General features: G+C 45.3%; 15 protein-coding genes. 11 read left to right on the top strand and 4 right to left on the bottom strand.

Features of this window, described 5'->3' with window-relative positions; translation table 11 throughout:
• Window positions 1–39: 39 nt before the first annotated feature.
• Complete coding sequence (locus BCU34_RS09660; RefSeq protein ID WP_004737900.1) at window positions 40–258, bottom strand: DUF2788 domain-containing protein; 219 nt, start codon at window positions 256–258, stop codon at window positions 40–42.
• Window positions 259–366: 108 nt separating this feature from the next.
• Window positions 367–1,128 (bottom strand): alpha/beta fold hydrolase, encoded by a 762-nt coding sequence (locus tag BCU34_RS09655; protein WP_048660854.1) that lies wholly within the window; start codon window positions 1,126–1,128, stop codon window positions 367–369.
• A 93-nt stretch (window positions 1,129–1,221) separates the two neighbouring features.
• Between BCU34_RS09655 and seqA the strand changes: the two genes are divergently transcribed.
• Both seqA and pgm read left to right on the top strand, forming a co-directional pair.
• A complete protein-coding gene (gene seqA / locus BCU34_RS09650) occupies window positions 1,222–1,761 on the top strand; it encodes a replication initiation negative regulator SeqA (RefSeq protein WP_019820493.1) in 540 nt (179 codons plus the stop codon).
• A 92-nt stretch (window positions 1,762–1,853) separates the two neighbouring features.
• On the top strand, window positions 1,854–3,500 hold the full coding sequence (gene pgm / locus BCU34_RS09645; RefSeq protein ID WP_102478246.1) for a phosphoglucomutase (alpha-D-glucose-1,6-bisphosphate-dependent): 1,647 nt from the start codon (window positions 1,854–1,856) through the stop codon (window positions 3,498–3,500).
• A gap of 126 nt (window positions 3,501–3,626) precedes the next feature.
• Here pgm and BCU34_RS09640 read toward each other — a convergent pair whose 3' ends face one another.
• Window positions 3,627–4,385, bottom strand: coding sequence for a DUF1853 family protein (locus tag BCU34_RS09640; RefSeq protein ID WP_102433586.1), 759 nt, complete (start codon window positions 4,383–4,385; stop codon window positions 3,627–3,629).
• A 107-nt stretch (window positions 4,386–4,492) separates the two neighbouring features.
• Here BCU34_RS09640 and BCU34_RS09635 point away from each other — a divergent pair, with 107 nt between their 5' ends.
• Window positions 4,493–5,251, top strand: coding sequence for a Nif3-like dinuclear metal center hexameric protein (locus BCU34_RS09635; protein WP_019820488.1), 759 nt, complete (start codon window positions 4,493–4,495; stop codon window positions 5,249–5,251).
• Between the two features lie 103 nt (window positions 5,252–5,354).
• Here BCU34_RS09635 and BCU34_RS09630 read toward each other — a convergent pair whose 3' ends face one another.
• Window positions 5,355–6,644, bottom strand: a complete 1,290-nt coding sequence (locus tag BCU34_RS09630) for a citrate synthase (RefSeq protein ID WP_019820487.1) — start codon at window positions 6,642–6,644, stop codon at window positions 5,355–5,357.
• Between the two features lie 417 nt (window positions 6,645–7,061).
• On the opposite strand from BCU34_RS09630, the gene sdhC reads away from it, so the two are divergent.
• The 8 genes from sdhC (at window position 7,062) to sucD (ending at window position 16,677) form a co-directional block, all read left to right on the top strand.
• Window positions 7,062–7,454, top strand: coding sequence for a succinate dehydrogenase cytochrome b556 subunit (gene sdhC / locus BCU34_RS09625; protein ID WP_019820486.1), 393 nt, complete (start codon window positions 7,062–7,064; stop codon window positions 7,452–7,454).
• Window positions 7,448–7,795 (top strand): succinate dehydrogenase, hydrophobic membrane anchor protein, encoded by a 348-nt coding sequence (gene sdhD / locus BCU34_RS09620; RefSeq protein WP_010436768.1) that lies wholly within the window; start codon window positions 7,448–7,450, stop codon window positions 7,793–7,795. Before sdhC ends, sdhD begins: the two co-directional genes overlap by 7 nt.
• On the top strand, window positions 7,796–9,562 hold the full coding sequence (sdhA, locus tag BCU34_RS09615; protein WP_048606450.1) for a succinate dehydrogenase flavoprotein subunit: 1,767 nt from the start codon (window positions 7,796–7,798) through the stop codon (window positions 9,560–9,562).
• A gap of 12 nt (window positions 9,563–9,574) precedes the next feature.
• A complete protein-coding gene (locus BCU34_RS09610; protein WP_010436773.1) occupies window positions 9,575–10,288 on the top strand; it encodes a succinate dehydrogenase iron-sulfur subunit in 714 nt (237 codons plus the stop codon).
• 97 nt (window positions 10,289–10,385) lie between these two features.
• Entirely contained in the window at window positions 10,386–13,202 is a 2,817-nt protein-coding gene (gene sucA / locus BCU34_RS09605) for a 2-oxoglutarate dehydrogenase E1 component (RefSeq protein ID WP_102478247.1), read from the top strand.
• 21 nt (window positions 13,203–13,223) lie between these two features.
• Window positions 13,224–14,432, top strand: coding sequence for a 2-oxoglutarate dehydrogenase complex dihydrolipoyllysine-residue succinyltransferase (gene odhB, locus BCU34_RS09600; RefSeq protein ID WP_009847318.1), 1,209 nt, complete (start codon window positions 13,224–13,226; stop codon window positions 14,430–14,432).
• A gap of 206 nt (window positions 14,433–14,638) precedes the next feature.
• Entirely contained in the window at window positions 14,639–15,805 is a 1,167-nt protein-coding gene (gene sucC, locus BCU34_RS09595) for an ADP-forming succinate--CoA ligase subunit beta (RefSeq protein WP_010436793.1), read from the top strand.
• Window positions 15,805–16,677 (top strand): succinate--CoA ligase subunit alpha, encoded by an 873-nt coding sequence (sucD, locus tag BCU34_RS09590; RefSeq protein ID WP_004734209.1) that lies wholly within the window; start codon window positions 15,805–15,807, stop codon window positions 16,675–16,677. Before sucC ends, sucD begins: the two co-directional genes overlap by 1 nt.
• Window positions 16,678–16,736: the final 59 nt, after the last annotated feature.

Raw genomic sequence — 16,736 nt, 5'->3', positions numbered from 1 at the left:
TTGTCTGTTGTCGGTGTGATAAAGTTCGGAAGAGAATCGTTAGATCCCAGTTCCTTCCCAGCTTAGTTGGATTATCCCTTTGGCGATAAAACCCGCACAGCCAAGGAAAAGTACTAACCATACGATGCGACGACCAAATGGAGGAACATTTCCCTGCTTGAGAACGTCCTTAATTGCCATACCGATTAAAAAGAAAATCGCGGCAAACAGGAGATCTAAACCAACAGATTCAATGATGTTCATGTAGTCGTAAAGCATGGGAACCTTATATACCAATTTTGCTTGGGCGCACTATATCACTGTTGCGAGATAAAGTTAATCTGCAGTGATTACTCAGCTCTCATTTATCTGCATGAAAAAGCGCGCTTAAGCGATGAATTTTCGTATTGCTCTGAGTACTTCAGCTGGCTTTTCTGCGTGTAGCCAATGACCCGTATTGGCAATGACGTGCGCCTTTGCGTTAGAAAATTGCTGCTGAACTGCAGTTTGGTGCTCAGCCGTGAGGTAGTCAGAATCCCCACCTTTTATTAGCAAGGTTTTGACCGAGGTTTTGTCGATCGGTTCCCAGCCAATGATGTGAGCGTAGTTTGCAAGTAGTGACGCGACGTTAAAGCGCCACTCCATAATGCCTTGTTCTGACTTGAATAGTGATTTCGTTAAGAACTGGCGAACCCCGTCGATTTCAATATGTTTTGCGAGTACTTTAAGTGCTTCAGAGCGAGATTCTGGTTTTTCTTCTATCACGGCTTGAAGGCCTGCGAATACGTTATCATGGCGACTTTGGGTGTAAGCGACCGGTGCCATGTCCAGTACGATCAGTTTACGTAGCTCTAGGTGTTGGGTGAGTGCCATGGCAACCTTGCCACCCATCGAGTGACCAATCACAGTGACGTCGTCTAACTCGAGATCTTTCAACAGTTGAGAGACATCTTGCGCCATCGCTTGGTAGTCATGAGTGTCACTATGGAAAGATTGGCCGTGGTTACGTAGATCGATACTAAGCACTTGATGATCGGCTTTTAGATCCCTAGCGAGCAAGCCAAGGTTGTCCAGATTACCGAATAATCCATGGATCAAAACAATGGTGTGACCCTCACCTTCAATTTTATAGTTGAGCTGTACTGACATTTTTATCTTATTCATGGTGGGTTTGACGTAGAGTATCCGCGCGGATCTCGCTATAATCCCCCAGAGTTTAAACATTGAGATTGTGAAAAGCGAATGAAAACAATTGAGGTTGATGAGGACCTATACCGTTTTATTGCGGGTCAGACAGAACGTATTGGCGAAAGCGCTTCAGATATTCTGCGCCGCTTGTTACAGGTTGATAGCCAAGGCATGGCTCCGATCGAAGAGATCGTTGAGCCAAAAGGTATCGTTGTTAGCAAAGAGGTAGGCTTTACTCCAGAGAAGTTCGATGGCGTTAAAGAAATGCGCTCACTACTAATATCAGATGAGTTTGCATCACTAAAGAAAGCCATTGATCGTTTCATGCTTGTGTTATCAACACTGCATAAAATCGACCCTTTAAGCTTTTCAGAAGCAACTCAAGTAAAAGGCCGTAAGCGCGTTTACTTTGCAGATAACGAAGCGACGTTGCTAGCAAACGGCAACACGACTAAGCCTAAAGCTATTCCACAAAGTCCTTTTTGGGTTATTACTAATAACAATACAAGCCGAAAAAGACAGATGGTTGAGCAGCTTATGAGCCGCATGAGTTTCCAAGCAGAATTGATAGAAAAAGTAACAGGTTCAATTTAACGAAATCTGATTTAAACCTCATAATATCCATGGATAAGAAGATATTATGAGGTTTTTTTGTTTTTAAATTTTATATATAAGGATGTCGAAAAATGGCTATGCACCCTCGTGCTGGGCAGAAAGCTCAGCAGGAAGATCTTCATAATATCCCGGCTTTAGTTGCTAACTATTTCTTACAGCAACCGGATGCTACGAACCCAGATCATAAAGTACTTTTCGGTACTTCAGGTCACCGCGGTACAGCAGACAAATCAACATTTAACGAAAATCACATTCTAGCAATTGCACAAGCGGTTGCTGAAGTTCGTGCCGAGCAAGGTACAACTGGCCCTCTTTTCTTAGGTAAAGATACTCACGCTCTATCTGAGCCTGCGTTCTCTACGGTTATCGAAGTGCTTGTAGCGAACGGTGTTGAAGTTATTATTCAAGAAAACAACGGCTTTACTCCAACACCGGGTATCTCGCACGCGATTCTTACGCACAACCTAGTGAATGACAAAAAAGCCGACGGCATTGTTATCACGCCTTCACATAACCCACCTCAAGACGGCGGTATTAAATACAACCCGACACACGGTGGCCCAGCTGAAGCTGAATTGACTCAAGCGATTGAAGACCGTGCGAACGTGATCATTGCTGAGCAAATGCAAGGTGTTAAGCGTACGCCTATCGCACAGGCTAAACAGTCTGAGCTAGTAAAAGAAGTCGACCTAGTGGCGCCATACGTCGCTGATTTGGTTAACGTCGTTGATATGGAAGCGATCCAGAAAGCAAACATCAAGATTGGTGTTGATCCACTGGGTGGCAGCGGTATTGATTACTGGCGTCAAATTGGTAAAGCGTACAATCTAGATCTTACTCTGGTAAGTGAAGCGGTTGACCCTTCATTCCAATTTATGTCTCTAGATAAAGATGGCGTGGTTCGTATGGACTGTTCTTCCCCATACGCGATGGCAGGCTTACTGGCTCTTAAAGACGAGTACGCTCTAGCGTTTGGTAACGACCCAGATTACGATCGCCACGGCATCGTGACACCTAAAGGCTTGATGAATCCAAACCACTTCTTAGCGGTTTGTATTGATTACCTATACCGTAACCGTGAAGGTTGGGGTAAAGACGTTGCTGTTGGTAAGACACTAGTATCAAGCGCATTGATTGACCGTGTTGTTGCTGACTTAGGTCGCGAACTTTGTGAAGTGCCAGTTGGTTTCAAATGGTTCGTTGATGGTCTTTACAAAGGCCAGTTTGGTTTTGGTGGTGAAGAGAGTGCAGGTGCTTCTTTCCTACGTAAAGACGGTACGCCTTGGTCAACAGATAAAGATGGCCTGATTCTTTGCCTACTTGCGGCTGAGATCACAGCGGTAACGGGTAAGAACCCACAAGAATACTACGAAGAGCTTGCTGCTAAACACGGTGAATCTAAGTATAACCGTATTCAAGCGGTAGCAAATGGCGCACAAAAAGACGTGCTTAAAAAGCTATCTCCAGAGATGGTTTCTGCTGAAACACTTGCTGGCGATGCGATTACTGCTCGCTTAACGCATGCTCCAGGTAATGGCGCTGCGATTGGTGGCCTGAAAGTGACCACTGAGAACGGTTGGTTTGCTGCTCGTCCATCAGGCACTGAAGACATCTACAAGATTTACTGTGAAAGCTTTAAGGGTGAAGAGCACCTGAAAGCAATCGAAGCAGAAGCTCAAGAGATTGTGAACCAAGTATTTGCAGCGGCTGGTCTGTAATCGAAATTTGATTACTGGATATAAAAGCTAAATAGATAGAAGGGTTGATGTGAAAACATCAGCCCTTTTTATTTGTGCTGGTTGCGTGTAATAAGCGGGAAAAGGTAAGTGAGTTAGCTTAGACGACTAACCGTGTGGCCAACTTTGTGGCATCACAAACCAGAATTGCCCGGACTTGGTTTGCCCATGGACGAAGCGATCACCAAACTCGGTGATAGGCTTACTGCTGAAATCATCCGTCCCTGCCGCCCATTGTTCTTTGGTGAGAGGGTAGAGCGCTTCAGTGATTAGATGAGCTTGGTTTTGATAGCACCAAAAGCCGTTTACTTGGCTCGGGTTAATGTCGTAGCCCAAACATTCAGTAGGTACGTTTTGCTCTAAGAATGGGTTGGTGTATAGACGACCTTGCATGAGGAGATGTTTTGAGTCGACATCGATCTCTGGATACTGCTCAATAAAAGCGGATGAAGATGACATACCAAGCTGGTGGCTGAGCATCCTTTCGAGCTTCTTATCCAATTGATCGTGAGAGTTGGGGCCAAACCAAGTTTGTTCGTGGAGCAGATAAAACTTAATCGCCACTTCCCAGTGTTCTAACTTTTGGTCGTTCGCTTTTTCGAGAATAAAGTCGATTGCGCCGAGTGTTCTACCCTCAACATTAATCTGGATCTCATCGTGCTTGATTGAATAATTATCCGAAGCAGTGATGACTTGTTCACATAAGTGTTGGTAGAGAAAGCCTAATCTAGGATTACCATCATAAGTATGTGCGTCGTCGAGCTCTTGGTGGTTTGAGAATGCTGTGAGATCAGAAATCGGTGGCTTGATTTCTAGTAATGGTGGTGAGTCGATGACCCATTGGTAAAAACGTTGCAGTGCTGTCATCTCTTCCTCATAAACATAGCTCTTTATAAACATAGCCCTGGGGCTTTCGACATTCTACCCGTAAATTGATATAACGACGTTATTATAAAGGTAAGCTGGAAATAAAAATGAATAACTTACAATTAGAAAAGCTACTTAACGAAAAACTGCAGCCACAACAGATTAAAGATTACTGCCCGAATGGTCTTCAAGTCGAGGGTGCATCTGAAGTGAAGCGCATCGTTACTGGTGTAACAGCCTCTCAAGCTCTGATTGATAAAGCGGTAGAATTGAATGCCGATGCTTTGTTGGTTCATCACGGTTTCTTTTGGAAAGGTGAGTCAGAAGCGATTCGTGGCATGAAGGGCAAGCGCATTCGTACTCTGATTAAGAATGACATTAATCTTCTAGGTTATCACTTACCTCTCGATATCCACCCTGAACTTGGTAACAACGCCAAGCTCGCTGAGCTGCTTGATATTGAGGTAGAAGGTGGCTTGGAAGGGCACCCACAATCGGTTGCAATGTTTGGTAAATTAAAAAAACCAATGACAGGTGCTGAGTTTTCAGAAAAAATTGATCATGTTCTAAATCGTAAACCACTGCATATTGCTCCTGAAAACGCCGATAAAATGATTGAAACGGTAGGTTGGTGTACTGGTGGTGGTCAAGATTACATTGAGCTGGCGGCTTCTCAAGGTATTGATGCATTTATCTCTGGTGAAATTTCAGAGCGCACAACTTACTCGGCTCGTGAGCAAGACATCCATTACTTTGCCGCAGGTCACCATGCAACAGAACGCTACGGTGTTAAAGCATTGGGCGAGTGGTTAGCAAAAGAGCATGGATTGGATGTTGAGTTTATCGATATCGATAATCCGGTTTAAGAACAGATGCGAGATGAGGGATACGAGTCGATTGTATCCCGTAGAAAAGAAAAGGGGTTGATGTTCTTACATCAACCCCTTTTAACATTATGCTTTATAGCGACTATTCACGTTCGTAAAGTGCTTTAAAGTCACGTTGTTCTTCACCAGTATATAGCTGACGAGGGCGACCGATACGGTTCGTCGGATCGCTGTGCATCTCGTTCCAGTGTGCAATCCAACCGATAGTACGAGACATCGCGAAGATTACTGTGAACATAGACACTGGAATGCCGATTGCTTTCAGAATGATACCTGAATAGAAATCTACGTTCGGGTATAGCTTCTTAGAAACAAAGTACTCATCAGATAGAGCGATACGCTCAAGTTCCATTGCTACGTCTAGTAGTGGATCTTGGATGTTTAGCTCTTTAAGTACTTCGTGACACGCTTCGCGCATTACTGTTGCACGTGGATCGTAGTTCTTGTAAACACGGTGACCGAAGCCCATCAAACGGAATGGGTCATCTTTGTCTTTTGCTTTCGCAACGTATTCTTCAATGTTATCTACGCTACCGATCTCTTCAAGCATACGCAGACAAGCTTCGTTTGCACCGCCGTGAGCAGGGCCCCAAAGTGATGCGATACCTGCAGCGATACATGCAAACGGGTTAGCCCCAGATGAACCAGCAAGACGTACTGTAGACGTAGAAGCATTCTGTTCGTGATCAGCGTGTAGAGTAAAGATTTTATCCATTGCACGAGCGACGATAGGGTTCACTTCATACTCTTCACATGGGTTTGCAAACATCATGTGTAAGAAGTTTTCTGCGTAGCCAAGGTCGTTACGTGGGTAGATAAACGGCTGACCGATTGAATATTTGTAACACATTGCTGCCAGTGTCGGCATTTTTGAAATCAGGCGGTATGCCGCAATTTCACGGTGTGTATCGTTGTTTACATCAAGTGAGTCGTGGTAGAACGCCGCTAGAGCACCTACAACACCACACATTACAGCCATAGGGTGAGCGTCACGGCGGAAGCCGTGGAAGAAACTAGCAATTTGCTCATGCACCATAGTGTGACGTGTCACGGTAGTCTTGAACTTTTCGTACTCAGCTCGAGATGGGGCTTCACCGTAAAGAAGTATGTAACATACTTCTAAGTAATCAGCGTTATTGGCAAGTTGGTCAATTGGGTAACCACGATGTAAAAGAATACCTTTTCCACCGTCAATAAAAGTGATTTGAGACTCACAGGATGCAGTGGCAAGAAAACCAGGGTCAAAAGTGAAAAAACCATTAGAACCTAGTGTACGAACATCGATCACTGGAGTACCAAGTACACCTTCTGTAATCGGCAGCTCGATTGGCGCTTGACCTTCAATGTGAAGGGTAGCTTTCTTATCCGCCATAACAATCTCCTTTGTTTATTATTTAATCCGTCCAGGATGTTTATGTGCCATTTTTTTACTGGTCTTACGTGGGAAAGTCAATTTTTCTGCAGCTTTGTGTGCACTTGTTAGTGTTTTTTACATTAAATTCGTTAAAAATCTGGTCTGTGTAGCATTATTTGTTACATCAATTGTATTAGAATGTTGCCAGCCGTATAGTGGCGCTGAAAAGTTTGGTTAAAACCTTATAAATGCAAGGCTAAGAAGAAATGTGAGGTGTCTTTCTTAATCGAGCAGTTAACAATTATTTTACAATTATCTAAGGCTCAACTTCAGTTATTTGTTAAGTTAATGTTAAATTTTGAAGGTTAGCAATCAAATTTTGTCCATAACAATATCATAAGGTTATTTAATGACCATAATGCTCAATGGAGCTGAGTGAGCAAGCCCGTGAAAGAAAGAAAGACAAGACCTGTTAATTTAGATTTACAGACCATCCACTTTCCAATCACAGCAATAGCTTCCATCCTACACCGTGTGTCTGGGGTGATAACTTTTGTCGCGATTGGAATTTTGCTTTGGTTACTATCCATTTCCCTCTCATCCCCAGTAGGCTTTATGGAAGCTAGCGACATTGTCGATGGTTTCTTCGTGAAGTTTATTCTGTGGGGCATTTTAACCGCTTTGGCTTACCACATTGCTGGTGGTATTCGTCACCTTCTTATGGACCTAGGTCACTTTGAAGAGCTGGAATCTGGCGCTAAGAGCGCTAAGGTTGCATTCGCAGCAACAGCGGTATTGTCTCTACTAGCGGGGATCTTAGTATGGTAAACAACGTTTCTACTTTTGGTCGTAATGGTGTTCATGATTATCTACTGATTCGTGCAACTGCCATCATTATGACTCTTTACACTATCTACCTAGTAAGCTTCTGTGCTTTCTCTGGTGATATCTCTTACGCATCTTGGACGCAATTCTTTGGTGGAACATTCACTAAAGTCTTCACCATGTTAGCGCTTACTTCTGTTTTGGTTCACGCGTGGATCGGCCTATGGCAAGTACTAACTGACTACATCAAATGCGCAAAACTGCGTGTTGGTCTTCAAGTTGGTGTTGTTGCAGTTCTTCTTGGATATTTCTTCTCTGGTCTGTTTATTTTGTGGGGTGCGTAAGTGACTATTCCTGTTCGTGAGTTTGATGCCGTAGTTATCGGCGCTGGTGGTGCAGGTATGCGTGCCGCACTGCAAATTTCTGAGCAAGGCCTATCTTGTGCATTGCTTTCTAAAGTTTTCCCTACTCGTTCTCATACGGTTTCTGCGCAAGGCGGCATCACTGTTGCTCTTGGTAACGCGCACGAAGACCATTGGGAACAACACATGTATGACACAGTAAAAGGTTCTGATTACATCGGTGACCAAGACGCTATCGAGTACATGTGTAAAAACGGTCCTGAGTCGGTAATCGAACTTGAAAAAATGGGCCTACCTTTCTCACGTTTTGAGAACGGTACTATTTACCAACGTCCTTTCGGTGGTCAATCTAAAAACTTTGGTGGTGAGCAAGCGGCTCGTACCGCAGCTGCAGCCGACCGTACTGGTCACGCACTGCTTCATACGCTTTACCAACAAAACATTAAACACAAAACGACGGTTTTCTCTGAGTGGTATGCACTGGATCTTGTGAAGAACGAAGATGGTGCAATCTTAGGTACAACCGCGCTTTGTATGGAAACTGGCGAAGTTTGCTACTTCAAAGCGAAGGCAACAATCCTTGCTACTGGTGGTGCTGGTCGTATCTACGCTTCGACAACTAACGCACACATCAACACTGGTGACGGTGTTGGTATGGCGATTCGTGCTGGCGTTCCAATGCAAGACATCGAAATGTGGCAGTTCCACCCAACGGGTATTGCTGGCGCTGGTGTATTGGTAACGGAAGGTTGTCGTGGTGAAGGTGGTTACCTTCTCAATAAAGACGGCGAACGTTTCATGGAACGTTACGCACCAAACGCTAAAGACTTAGCGGGTCGTGATGTTGTTGCTCGTTCAATGATGGTTGAAATCCGTGAAGGTCGCGGCTGCGATGGCCCTTGGGGTCCACACATCAAGCTGAAACTTGATCACCTAGGTAAAGAGACGCTTGAATCTCGTCTTCCTGGTGTATGTGAACTTTCTCGTACCTTTGCTCACGTTGATCCAGTGAAAGAGCCAATCCCAGTAATCCCAACATGTCACTACATGATGGGTGGTGTTCCAACACAAGTTTCTGGTCAAGCTATTAAGCAAACTGAAGACGGAAGCGATGTTGAAATACAAGGCCTATTTGCTTGTGGTGAAATTGCATCAGTTTCTGTACACGGTGCTAACCGTCTAGGTGGTAACTCACTGCTTGATTTAGTGGTATTTGGTCGTGCGACAGGTCTACACCTAGGTGAGACACTGAAGAAGCAAGACGAAGCTAAGCCTGCAACTGAAGCTGACATTGAACGTTCACTAGAGCGTTACAACCGTTGGGAAAACAGCACAGACGGTGAAGATCCAGCGCAAATTCGTAAAGATCTTCAGCAATGTATGCAGAACAACTTCTCGGTATTCCGTGAAGGTAAAGCAATGGCTGAAGGCCTAGAAGAGCTTAAAGCGATTCGCGAACGTCTGAAGAATGCACACCTATCTGACAAGTCGACAGAGTTCAACACTCAACGTATCGAGTGTCTAGAGCTTGAAAACTTGATGGAAACGGCATTCGCAACGGCTGTTGCTGCAAACTTCCGTACAGAGAGCCGTGGCGCACACGCTCGATTCGATTTCCCTGACCGTGATGATGAGCAATGGCTATGCCACTCACTTTACAACCCAGAGTCAGAGAGCATGACTAAGCGTGGTGTAAACATGGAACCTATCCATCGTGAAGCGTTCCCACCAAAAGCACGTACGTACTAAGGAGATATGACCATGAAACTGAATTTCTCTTTATATCGTTACAATCCAGATGTCGACCAGAAGCCTTATATGAAGGAATACACTCTAGAAGTGGATGAAGGTTCAGACATGATGCTTTTGGATGCGCTTATTCTGTTGAAAGAGCAAGATCCAACAATCTCATTCCGTCGCTCATGCCGTGAAGGCGTATGTGGCTCTGATGGTTTGAACATGAACGGTAAAAATGGCCTAGCGTGTATCACGCCATTGTCTGCGCTTTCTGGCCAAGACAAGATTGTGATTCGCCCACTGCCTGGCTTACCCGTTGTTCGTGACCTAATTGTAGACATGACTCAGTTCTACGATAACTACGAAAAAGTGAAGCCATTCTTAGTGTCTGATGGCAATGTGCCACCGGCTCGCGAAAACTTACAAAGCCCTGATGAGCGTGCTCATTTAGATGGATTGTACGAATGTATCATGTGTGCATGTTGTACAACGTCATGCCCATCGTTCTGGTGGAACCCTGACAAATTCATCGGACCAGCAGGCCTGCTTGCAGCGTACCGTTGGCTAATTGATAGCCGAGATACAGCGACAGACGAACGTTTGTCCGATCTTGATGATGCATTTAGCGTTTTTCGTTGCCATGGCATCATGAATTGTGTAAGTGTTTGTCCTAAGGGATTAAATCCGACGAAAGCGATTGGTCACATCAAGACCATGCTAGTGAATCGTTCGGTTTAAGTTATATAAAAATTGCCGCCCTAGAAGTTTTGGGGCGGCCTTTTAATAGCTCGGCATAGACCGCAGCAAACGTGAAAACTACTGGTTAAGGGAAAATATGCACAACGGCGTGATGAAGGCATGGCTCGAGTCTTCACACTTGGCTGGCGCCAATGCAACGTACGTAGAAGAACTCTATGAACTGTATCTAAGTGACCCAGATTCGGTAAGTGACGAATGGAGAAGTGTTTTTGAAGAACTGCCTGTGCAAGCTTCAGAGACAGTGGAACAACCACACTCTCGTGTTCGTGAATACTTCCGTCGACTCGCTCAAGAAACAAAGCATTACAGTGTCCAAGTTAGTGATCCAGATGTCGATGCGAAACAAGTAAAGGTTCTGCAACTTATTAATGCCTATCGATTCCGAGGGCATCAAGCAGCAAATCTAGACCCCCTAGGTTTATGGAAAAGAGCGACAGTTGATGAACTGGACCCTTCTTTCCACACTCTTACCGAAGATGACCTCAATGAGACGTTTAACGTCGGCTCTTACGCCATTGGCCAAGAGACGATGGTGCTTAAAGATCTCTACAAATCTCTAAAGCAAACTTATTGTGGCTCTATTGGTGCAGAATACATGCACATGACAAATACAGAGCAAAAGCGTTGGATCCAACAACGTTTAGAGTCTGTATCTGGTCAACCCTCTTTCAACAAAGAAGAAAAACAAGCTTTCCTAGAAGAGCTAACTGCTGCTGAAGGTCTTGAGCGCTATCTTGGTGCGAAATTCCCAGGCGCAAAACGCTTCTCGTTGGAAGGTGGTGATGCGCTTATCCCAATGACGAAAGAAATTATTCGTCATGCTGGCGGACAAGGCATGCGCGAAGTTGTTGTTGGTATGGCTCACCGTGGTCGTCTAAACATGTTGGTCAACGTGCTTGGTAAAAAGCCACAAGACCTGTTTGACGAGTTTGCGGGCAAGCACGATGACACGTGGGGTACTGGTGACGTGAAATACCACCAAGGTTTCTCTGCGGACTTCGCAACGCCAGGCGGCAACGTTCACTTAGCACTTGCATTTAACCCATCTCACTTAGAAATCGTAAACCCGGTAGTTATCGGTTCAGTACGCGCGCGTCAAGATCGCCTTGGTGATAATGACGGTAGCCGTGTACTTCCAATTACTATCCACGGTGACTCAGCTATCGCTGGTCAGGGTGTAGTACAAGAGACGTTTAACATGTCTCAAGCGCGTGGTTTCTGTGTGGGTGGTACGGTTCGTATCGTTGTAAATAACCAAGTTGGTTTTACAACGTCTAACCCACGCGATACTCGTTCTACGATGTACTGTACTGATATCGCGAAGATGGTTCAGGCTCCGATTTTCCACGTTAACTCTGATGACCCAGAAGCGGTCGCTTTCGTCGCTCGTTTGGCATTGGATTACCGTAATACGTTTAAGCGTGATGTTGTTATTGATTTGGTTTGTTACCGTCGCCACGGTCACAACGAAGCCGATGAGCCGAATGCAACACAGCCTTTGATGTACCAAAAAATCAAAAAGCACCCAACACCACGTAAGCTTTACGCTGACGTGCTAATGGAGCGCGGTGAGTTTGGTATTGATACAGCAACTCAGCTAGTTAACGAATATCGTGATGCACTTGATCACGGTGAAGTTGTGGTTAAAGAGTGGCGTCCAATGGCACTTCACTCAGTAGACTGGTCTCCTTACCTAGGTCACGACTGGAACATCGAGTGGGATAACAAGATTGATATCGAGCGCCTGAAAGAGCTTGGTACCAAACTTTGCCAATACCCAGACAGCCACAAGCTGCAAAGCCGAGTCAATAAACTGTACAACGATCGTACTGCCATGGTGAATGGTGAGAAACAAGTCGATTGGGGTATGGCTGAAACTCTGGCTTACGCAACACTTGTTGACGACGGTAAGCGTATTCGTATCTCTGGCCAAGATTCAGGTCGTGGTACGTTCTTCCACCGTCACTCAGTACTGCACAATCAATCAGATGCAAGCACGTATGTTCCTCTTGCGAACATTCATGATAAACAAGGGCCATTCCAAGTGTTTGACTCTGTGTTATCTGAAGAAGCGGTACTCGCATTTGAGTATGGTTATGCAACAGCAGAACCAAGCGGTCTAACCCTTTGGGAAGCACAATTTGGTGACTTCGCAAACGGTGCACAAGTTGTTATCGACCAATTCATTTCATCAGGTGAGCAAAAGTGGGCACGTTTATGTGGTCTAACTATGCTGCTTCCTCACGGTTATGAAGGTCAAGGCCCAGAGCACTCTTCTGCACGTCTTGAGCGTTACCTTCAGTTATGTGCTGAACAAAACATGCAGGTTGTTGTTCCTTCAACACCGGCGCAGGTTTACCACATGATTCGCCGTCAGGTTGTTCGACCAATGCGTCGTCCACTGATTGTAATGTCACCTAAGTCATTGCTTCGTCACCCTCTGTGTACTTCTTCTCTTGAAGATTTGGCAGAAGGCACGTTCCAACCAGCTATCGCAGAAATTGATGATCTGACACCTGAGAACGTAAAACGCGTCGTGTTCTGTTCAGGTAAGGTTTACTTTGACCTGCTTGACCAACGACGTAAGAACGAGCAAGACGATGTCGCTATTGTGCGTATCGAGCAACTTTACCCGTTCCCTTACGAGGACGTGAGAGCTGCCATCGCACAGTACACAAATGTAGTCGATTACGTTTGGTGTCAAGAAGAGCCACAAAACCAAGGTGCTTGGTACAGTAGCCAACATAATTTCCGAGCTGCTATCCCAGTGGGTGCTGATATTCAATACGCAGGTCGCCCTGCATCAGCATCACCAGCTGTTGGCTATATGTCGGTACACTTGAAACAACAAAAAGCGTTAGTAGACGACGCTTTGACCCTACTTAAGAACTAGAAGTAAAAGGAAAATACAGACATGACAATTGAAATTCTGGTTCCAGATTTACCTGAATCTGTGGCTGATGCAACAGTAGCGACTTGGCACAAAAAACCAGGCGAAGCGGTTGCACGTGATGAAGTCATTGTAGACATCGAAACAGATAAAGTAGTTCTAGAAGTACCGGCTCCTGAAGCGGGTGTTCTGGAAGCTATCATCGAAGAAGAAGGTGCTACGGTACTTTCTAAACAGCTTCTGGCTAAAATCAAGCCGGGTGCTGTCGCTGGTGAACCAACGAAAGATACAACGGAAGATACAGAAGCTTCTCCTGATAAGCGCCACAAAGCGGCTCTTACAGAAGAGAGCAACGACGCACTAAGCCCAGCTGTTCGTCGCTTGCTTGCAGAGCACAACCTACAACCAGCTGACGTTAAAGGCACTGGTGTTGGTGGTCGTATTACTCGTGAAGACATCGACGCACATCTAGCAGCAGCGAAAGCGGCTCCGGCAGCAGCATCTGCACCAGCAGTTGAAGCGCCAGCAGCAGCTCGTAGCCAAAAACGCGTACCTATGACTCGCCTACGTAAGACAGTTGCAAACCGTCTTCTAGAAGCGAAGAACAGCACAGCAATGCTGACTACTTTCAACGAAGTGAATATGAAGCCAATCATGGACCTTCGTAAGCAGTACAAAGACCAATTTGAGAAGCGTCACGACACGCGTCTGGGCTTCATGTCTTTCTATGTGAAAGCAGTAACAGAAGCGCTAAAACGTTTCCCAGAAGTGAACGCTTCTATCGACGGTACAGATATCGTTTACCACAACTACTTCGACATCAGCATGGCAGTATCAACGCCACGTGGTCTAGTAACTCCAGTACTGAAAGACTGTGACACACTAGGTTTCGCTGACATCGAAAAAGGCATCAAAGAGCTAGCAATCAAAGGCCGTGACGGCAAGCTAACTGTTGATGAGCTGATGGGCGGTAACTTCACTATCACAAACGGTGGTGTATTTGGTTCTCTAATGTCTACGCCAATCATCAACCCGCCTCAAGCGGCAATTTTGGGTATGCACAAAATCCAAGACCGTCCAATGGCTGTTGATGGCAAGGTAGAGATTCTACCAATGATGTACCTAGCGCTTTCTTACGACCACCGTTTAATCGATGGCCGTGAATCAGTTGGTTTCCTAGTGACCATCAAAGAGCTTCTAGAAGATCCTGCACGTCTGCTGTTAGACGTTTAGTATCGCTAAAACGTCTAGTTAACCCCGTTAGCTAGACGTAAAAAGTTTCAAAGGCTAGGCTGCTCAACGTCTGGCCTTCACTTGAACTGTAAAGCCATTAGAAAATGGACAGCAGTTTATTTGAGAAGACCCTACAGACGTAACACAGGAAACTGTGTCGTTATGGAAATAATAATCCCTTAAGGGAAAATAAACGGAATATCAAAATGAATTTGCATGAATACCAAGCCAAACAGCTGTTTGCAGAATTCGGTTTGCCTGTACCAGAAGGTTTCGCATGTGATACTGCACAAGAAGCTTTCGAAGCTGCAGGTCGTATCAGTACAGCCAAGAAAGTCGTTAAGTGTCAAGTACACGCTGGTGGCCGCGGTAAAGCGGGCGGTGTAGAGCTACATGACACCAAAGAAGGCGTTAAAGAGTTTGCACAAAAGTGGCTAGGTAAAAACCTAGTGACTTACCAAACAGACGCTAATGGTCAGCCTGTAACCAAGATCCTAGTTGAAGAAGCATCAAACATTGCTAACGAACTTTACCTAGGTGCTGTTGTTGACCGCGCAACGCGTAAAATTGTATTCATGGCGTCAACTGAAGGCGGTGTGGACATTGAGAAAATCGCTGAAGAAACTCCAGAGTTGATTCACCAATCAGCGATCGATCCTCTAGTGGGCCCTCAAGCTTACCAAGGCCGTGAACTGGCGTTCAAACTTGGTTTAGTTGGCGATCAAATTAAACAGTTCGTTAAGATCTTCATGGGTCTTGGCCAAATGTTCTCTCAGTACGACCTAGCGCTGCTAGAAATCAACCCGCTTGTAATTACTGGCGAAGGCAACCTTCTTTGTCTTGACGGCAAGATCAACATTGACTCAAACGCAATGTACCGTCAGCCAAAGCTTCGTGAAATGCACGATCCTTCACAAGAAGACGAGCGCGAAGCGCACGCAGCTCAGTGGGAACTGAACTACGTAGCACTTGATGGCAACGTTGGCTGTATGGTTAACGGTGCAGGCCTTGCTATGGGTACGATGGATATCGTAAACCTACACGGCGGCAAGCCAGCAAACTTCCTTGATGTAGGCGGCGGCGCAACAAAAGAGCGTGTAGCTGAAGCATTCAAGATCATCCTTTCTGATGACAATGTTAAAGCAGTACTAGTAAACATCTTCGGTGGCATCGTTCGTTGTGACATGATCGCTGAAGGTATTATTGGTGCAGTTAAAGAAGTTGGCGTAACAGTTCCTGTCGTTGTTCGTCTAGAAGGTACAAACGCAGACCTAGGTCGCGAAGTACTTGCTAATTCTGATGTTGATATCATTGCAGCTGAATCTCTAACAGATGCTGCTCAGAAAGTTGTTGCTGCTGCGGAGGCTAAATAATGTCTGTATTAATTAACAAAGACACTAAAGTAATCTGTCAGGGTTTCACTGGCGGTCAAGGTACATTCCACTCAGACCAAGCTATCGCATACGGCACGCAAATGGTTGGTGGTGTTTCACCTGGTAAAGGTGGTCAAACTCACCTAGGCCTTCCAGTATTCAACACAGTACGCGAAGCAGTAGAAGTAACTGGCGCAACAGCAACAGTTATCTATGTACCAGCTCCTTTCTGTAAAGATGCAATCCTAGAAGCAATTGATGCAGGTATCGAACTGATCGTAACGATCACTGAAGGTATCCCTACAACAGATATGATCGACGTTAAAGTGAAGCTAGAAGAAACTGGCGTTCGCATGATCGGTCCTAACTGCCCAGGTCTTATCACTCCAGACGAGTGTAAGATTGGTATCATGCCTGGTCACATCCACAAGAAGGGTAAAGTAGGTATCGTATCTCGTTCAGGTACTCTTACGTACGAAGCAGTTAAGCAAACAACAGATGAAGGCTTTGGTCAGTCTACATGTGTTGGTATCGGTGGTGACCCTATCCCAGGTTCAAACTTCATTGATATCCTAAAACTTTTCCAAGAAGACCCAGAGACTGAAGCAATCGTAATGATTGGTGAGATCGGTGGTACTGCGGAAGAAGAAGCTGCTGAGTTCATCAAAGCAAACGTAACTAAGCCAGTTGTATCTTACATCGCTGGTGTTACTGCTCCTCCGGGTAAACGTATGGGCCACGCTGGCGCAATCATCTCTGGCGGTAAAGGTACTGCTGAAGATAAATTCGCAGCACTAGAAGCAGCAGGCGTTAAGACTGTTAAGTCTCTTGCTGACATCGGTAAAGGCCTACGTGAAATCACGGGTTGGTAATCAGCTGGCTTTTATCGATTGAGATAGAAGTTAACTGAACGATATTAAAAAGGCTTGGT

This window comes from Vibrio sp. 10N.286.45.E10 (assembly GCF_002874195.2).
Classification (GTDB): Bacteria; Pseudomonadota; Gammaproteobacteria; order Enterobacterales; family Vibrionaceae; genus Vibrio; species Vibrio crassostreae.
Note: the sequence above shows the minus strand (reverse complement) of the source record. Positions and strands in the feature narration are given on the sequence as shown.

What these genes read in the sequence shown, in the direction of transcription:
- BCU34_RS09610 (WP_010436773.1), top strand. Translation starts at nt 9,575, where the DNA reads ATGAAACTGAATTTCTCTTTATATCGTTACAATCCAGATGTCGACCAG.
- sdhD (WP_010436768.1), top strand. Translation starts at nt 7,448, where the DNA reads ATGGTAAACAACGTTTCTACTTTTGGTCGTAATGGTGTTCATGATTAT.
- seqA (WP_019820493.1), top strand. Translation starts at nt 1,222, where the DNA reads ATGAAAACAATTGAGGTTGATGAGGACCTATACCGTTTTATTGCGGGT.
- BCU34_RS09640 (WP_102433586.1), bottom strand. Translation starts at nt 4,385, where the DNA reads ATGACAGCACTGCAACGTTTTTACCAATGGGTCATCGACTCACCACCA.
- pgm (WP_102478246.1), top strand. Translation starts at nt 1,854, where the DNA reads ATGGCTATGCACCCTCGTGCTGGGCAGAAAGCTCAGCAGGAAGATCTT.
- odhB (WP_009847318.1), top strand. Translation starts at nt 13,224, where the DNA reads ATGACAATTGAAATTCTGGTTCCAGATTTACCTGAATCTGTGGCTGAT.
- sucC (WP_010436793.1), top strand. Translation starts at nt 14,639, where the DNA reads ATGAATTTGCATGAATACCAAGCCAAACAGCTGTTTGCAGAATTCGGT.
- BCU34_RS09630 (WP_019820487.1), bottom strand. Translation starts at nt 6,644, where the DNA reads ATGGCGGATAAGAAAGCTACCCTTCACATTGAAGGTCAAGCGCCAATC.
- BCU34_RS09660 (WP_004737900.1), bottom strand. Translation starts at nt 258, where the DNA reads ATGCTTTACGACTACATGAACATCATTGAATCTGTTGGTTTAGATCTC.
- BCU34_RS09655 (WP_048660854.1), bottom strand. Translation starts at nt 1,128, where the DNA reads ATGTCAGTACAGCTCAACTATAAAATTGAAGGTGAGGGTCACACCATT.
- BCU34_RS09635 (WP_019820488.1), top strand. Translation starts at nt 4,493, where the DNA reads ATGAATAACTTACAATTAGAAAAGCTACTTAACGAAAAACTGCAGCCA.
- sucD (WP_004734209.1), top strand. Translation starts at nt 15,805, where the DNA reads ATGTCTGTATTAATTAACAAAGACACTAAAGTAATCTGTCAGGGTTTC.
- sucA (WP_102478247.1), top strand. Translation starts at nt 10,386, where the DNA reads ATGCACAACGGCGTGATGAAGGCATGGCTCGAGTCTTCACACTTGGCT.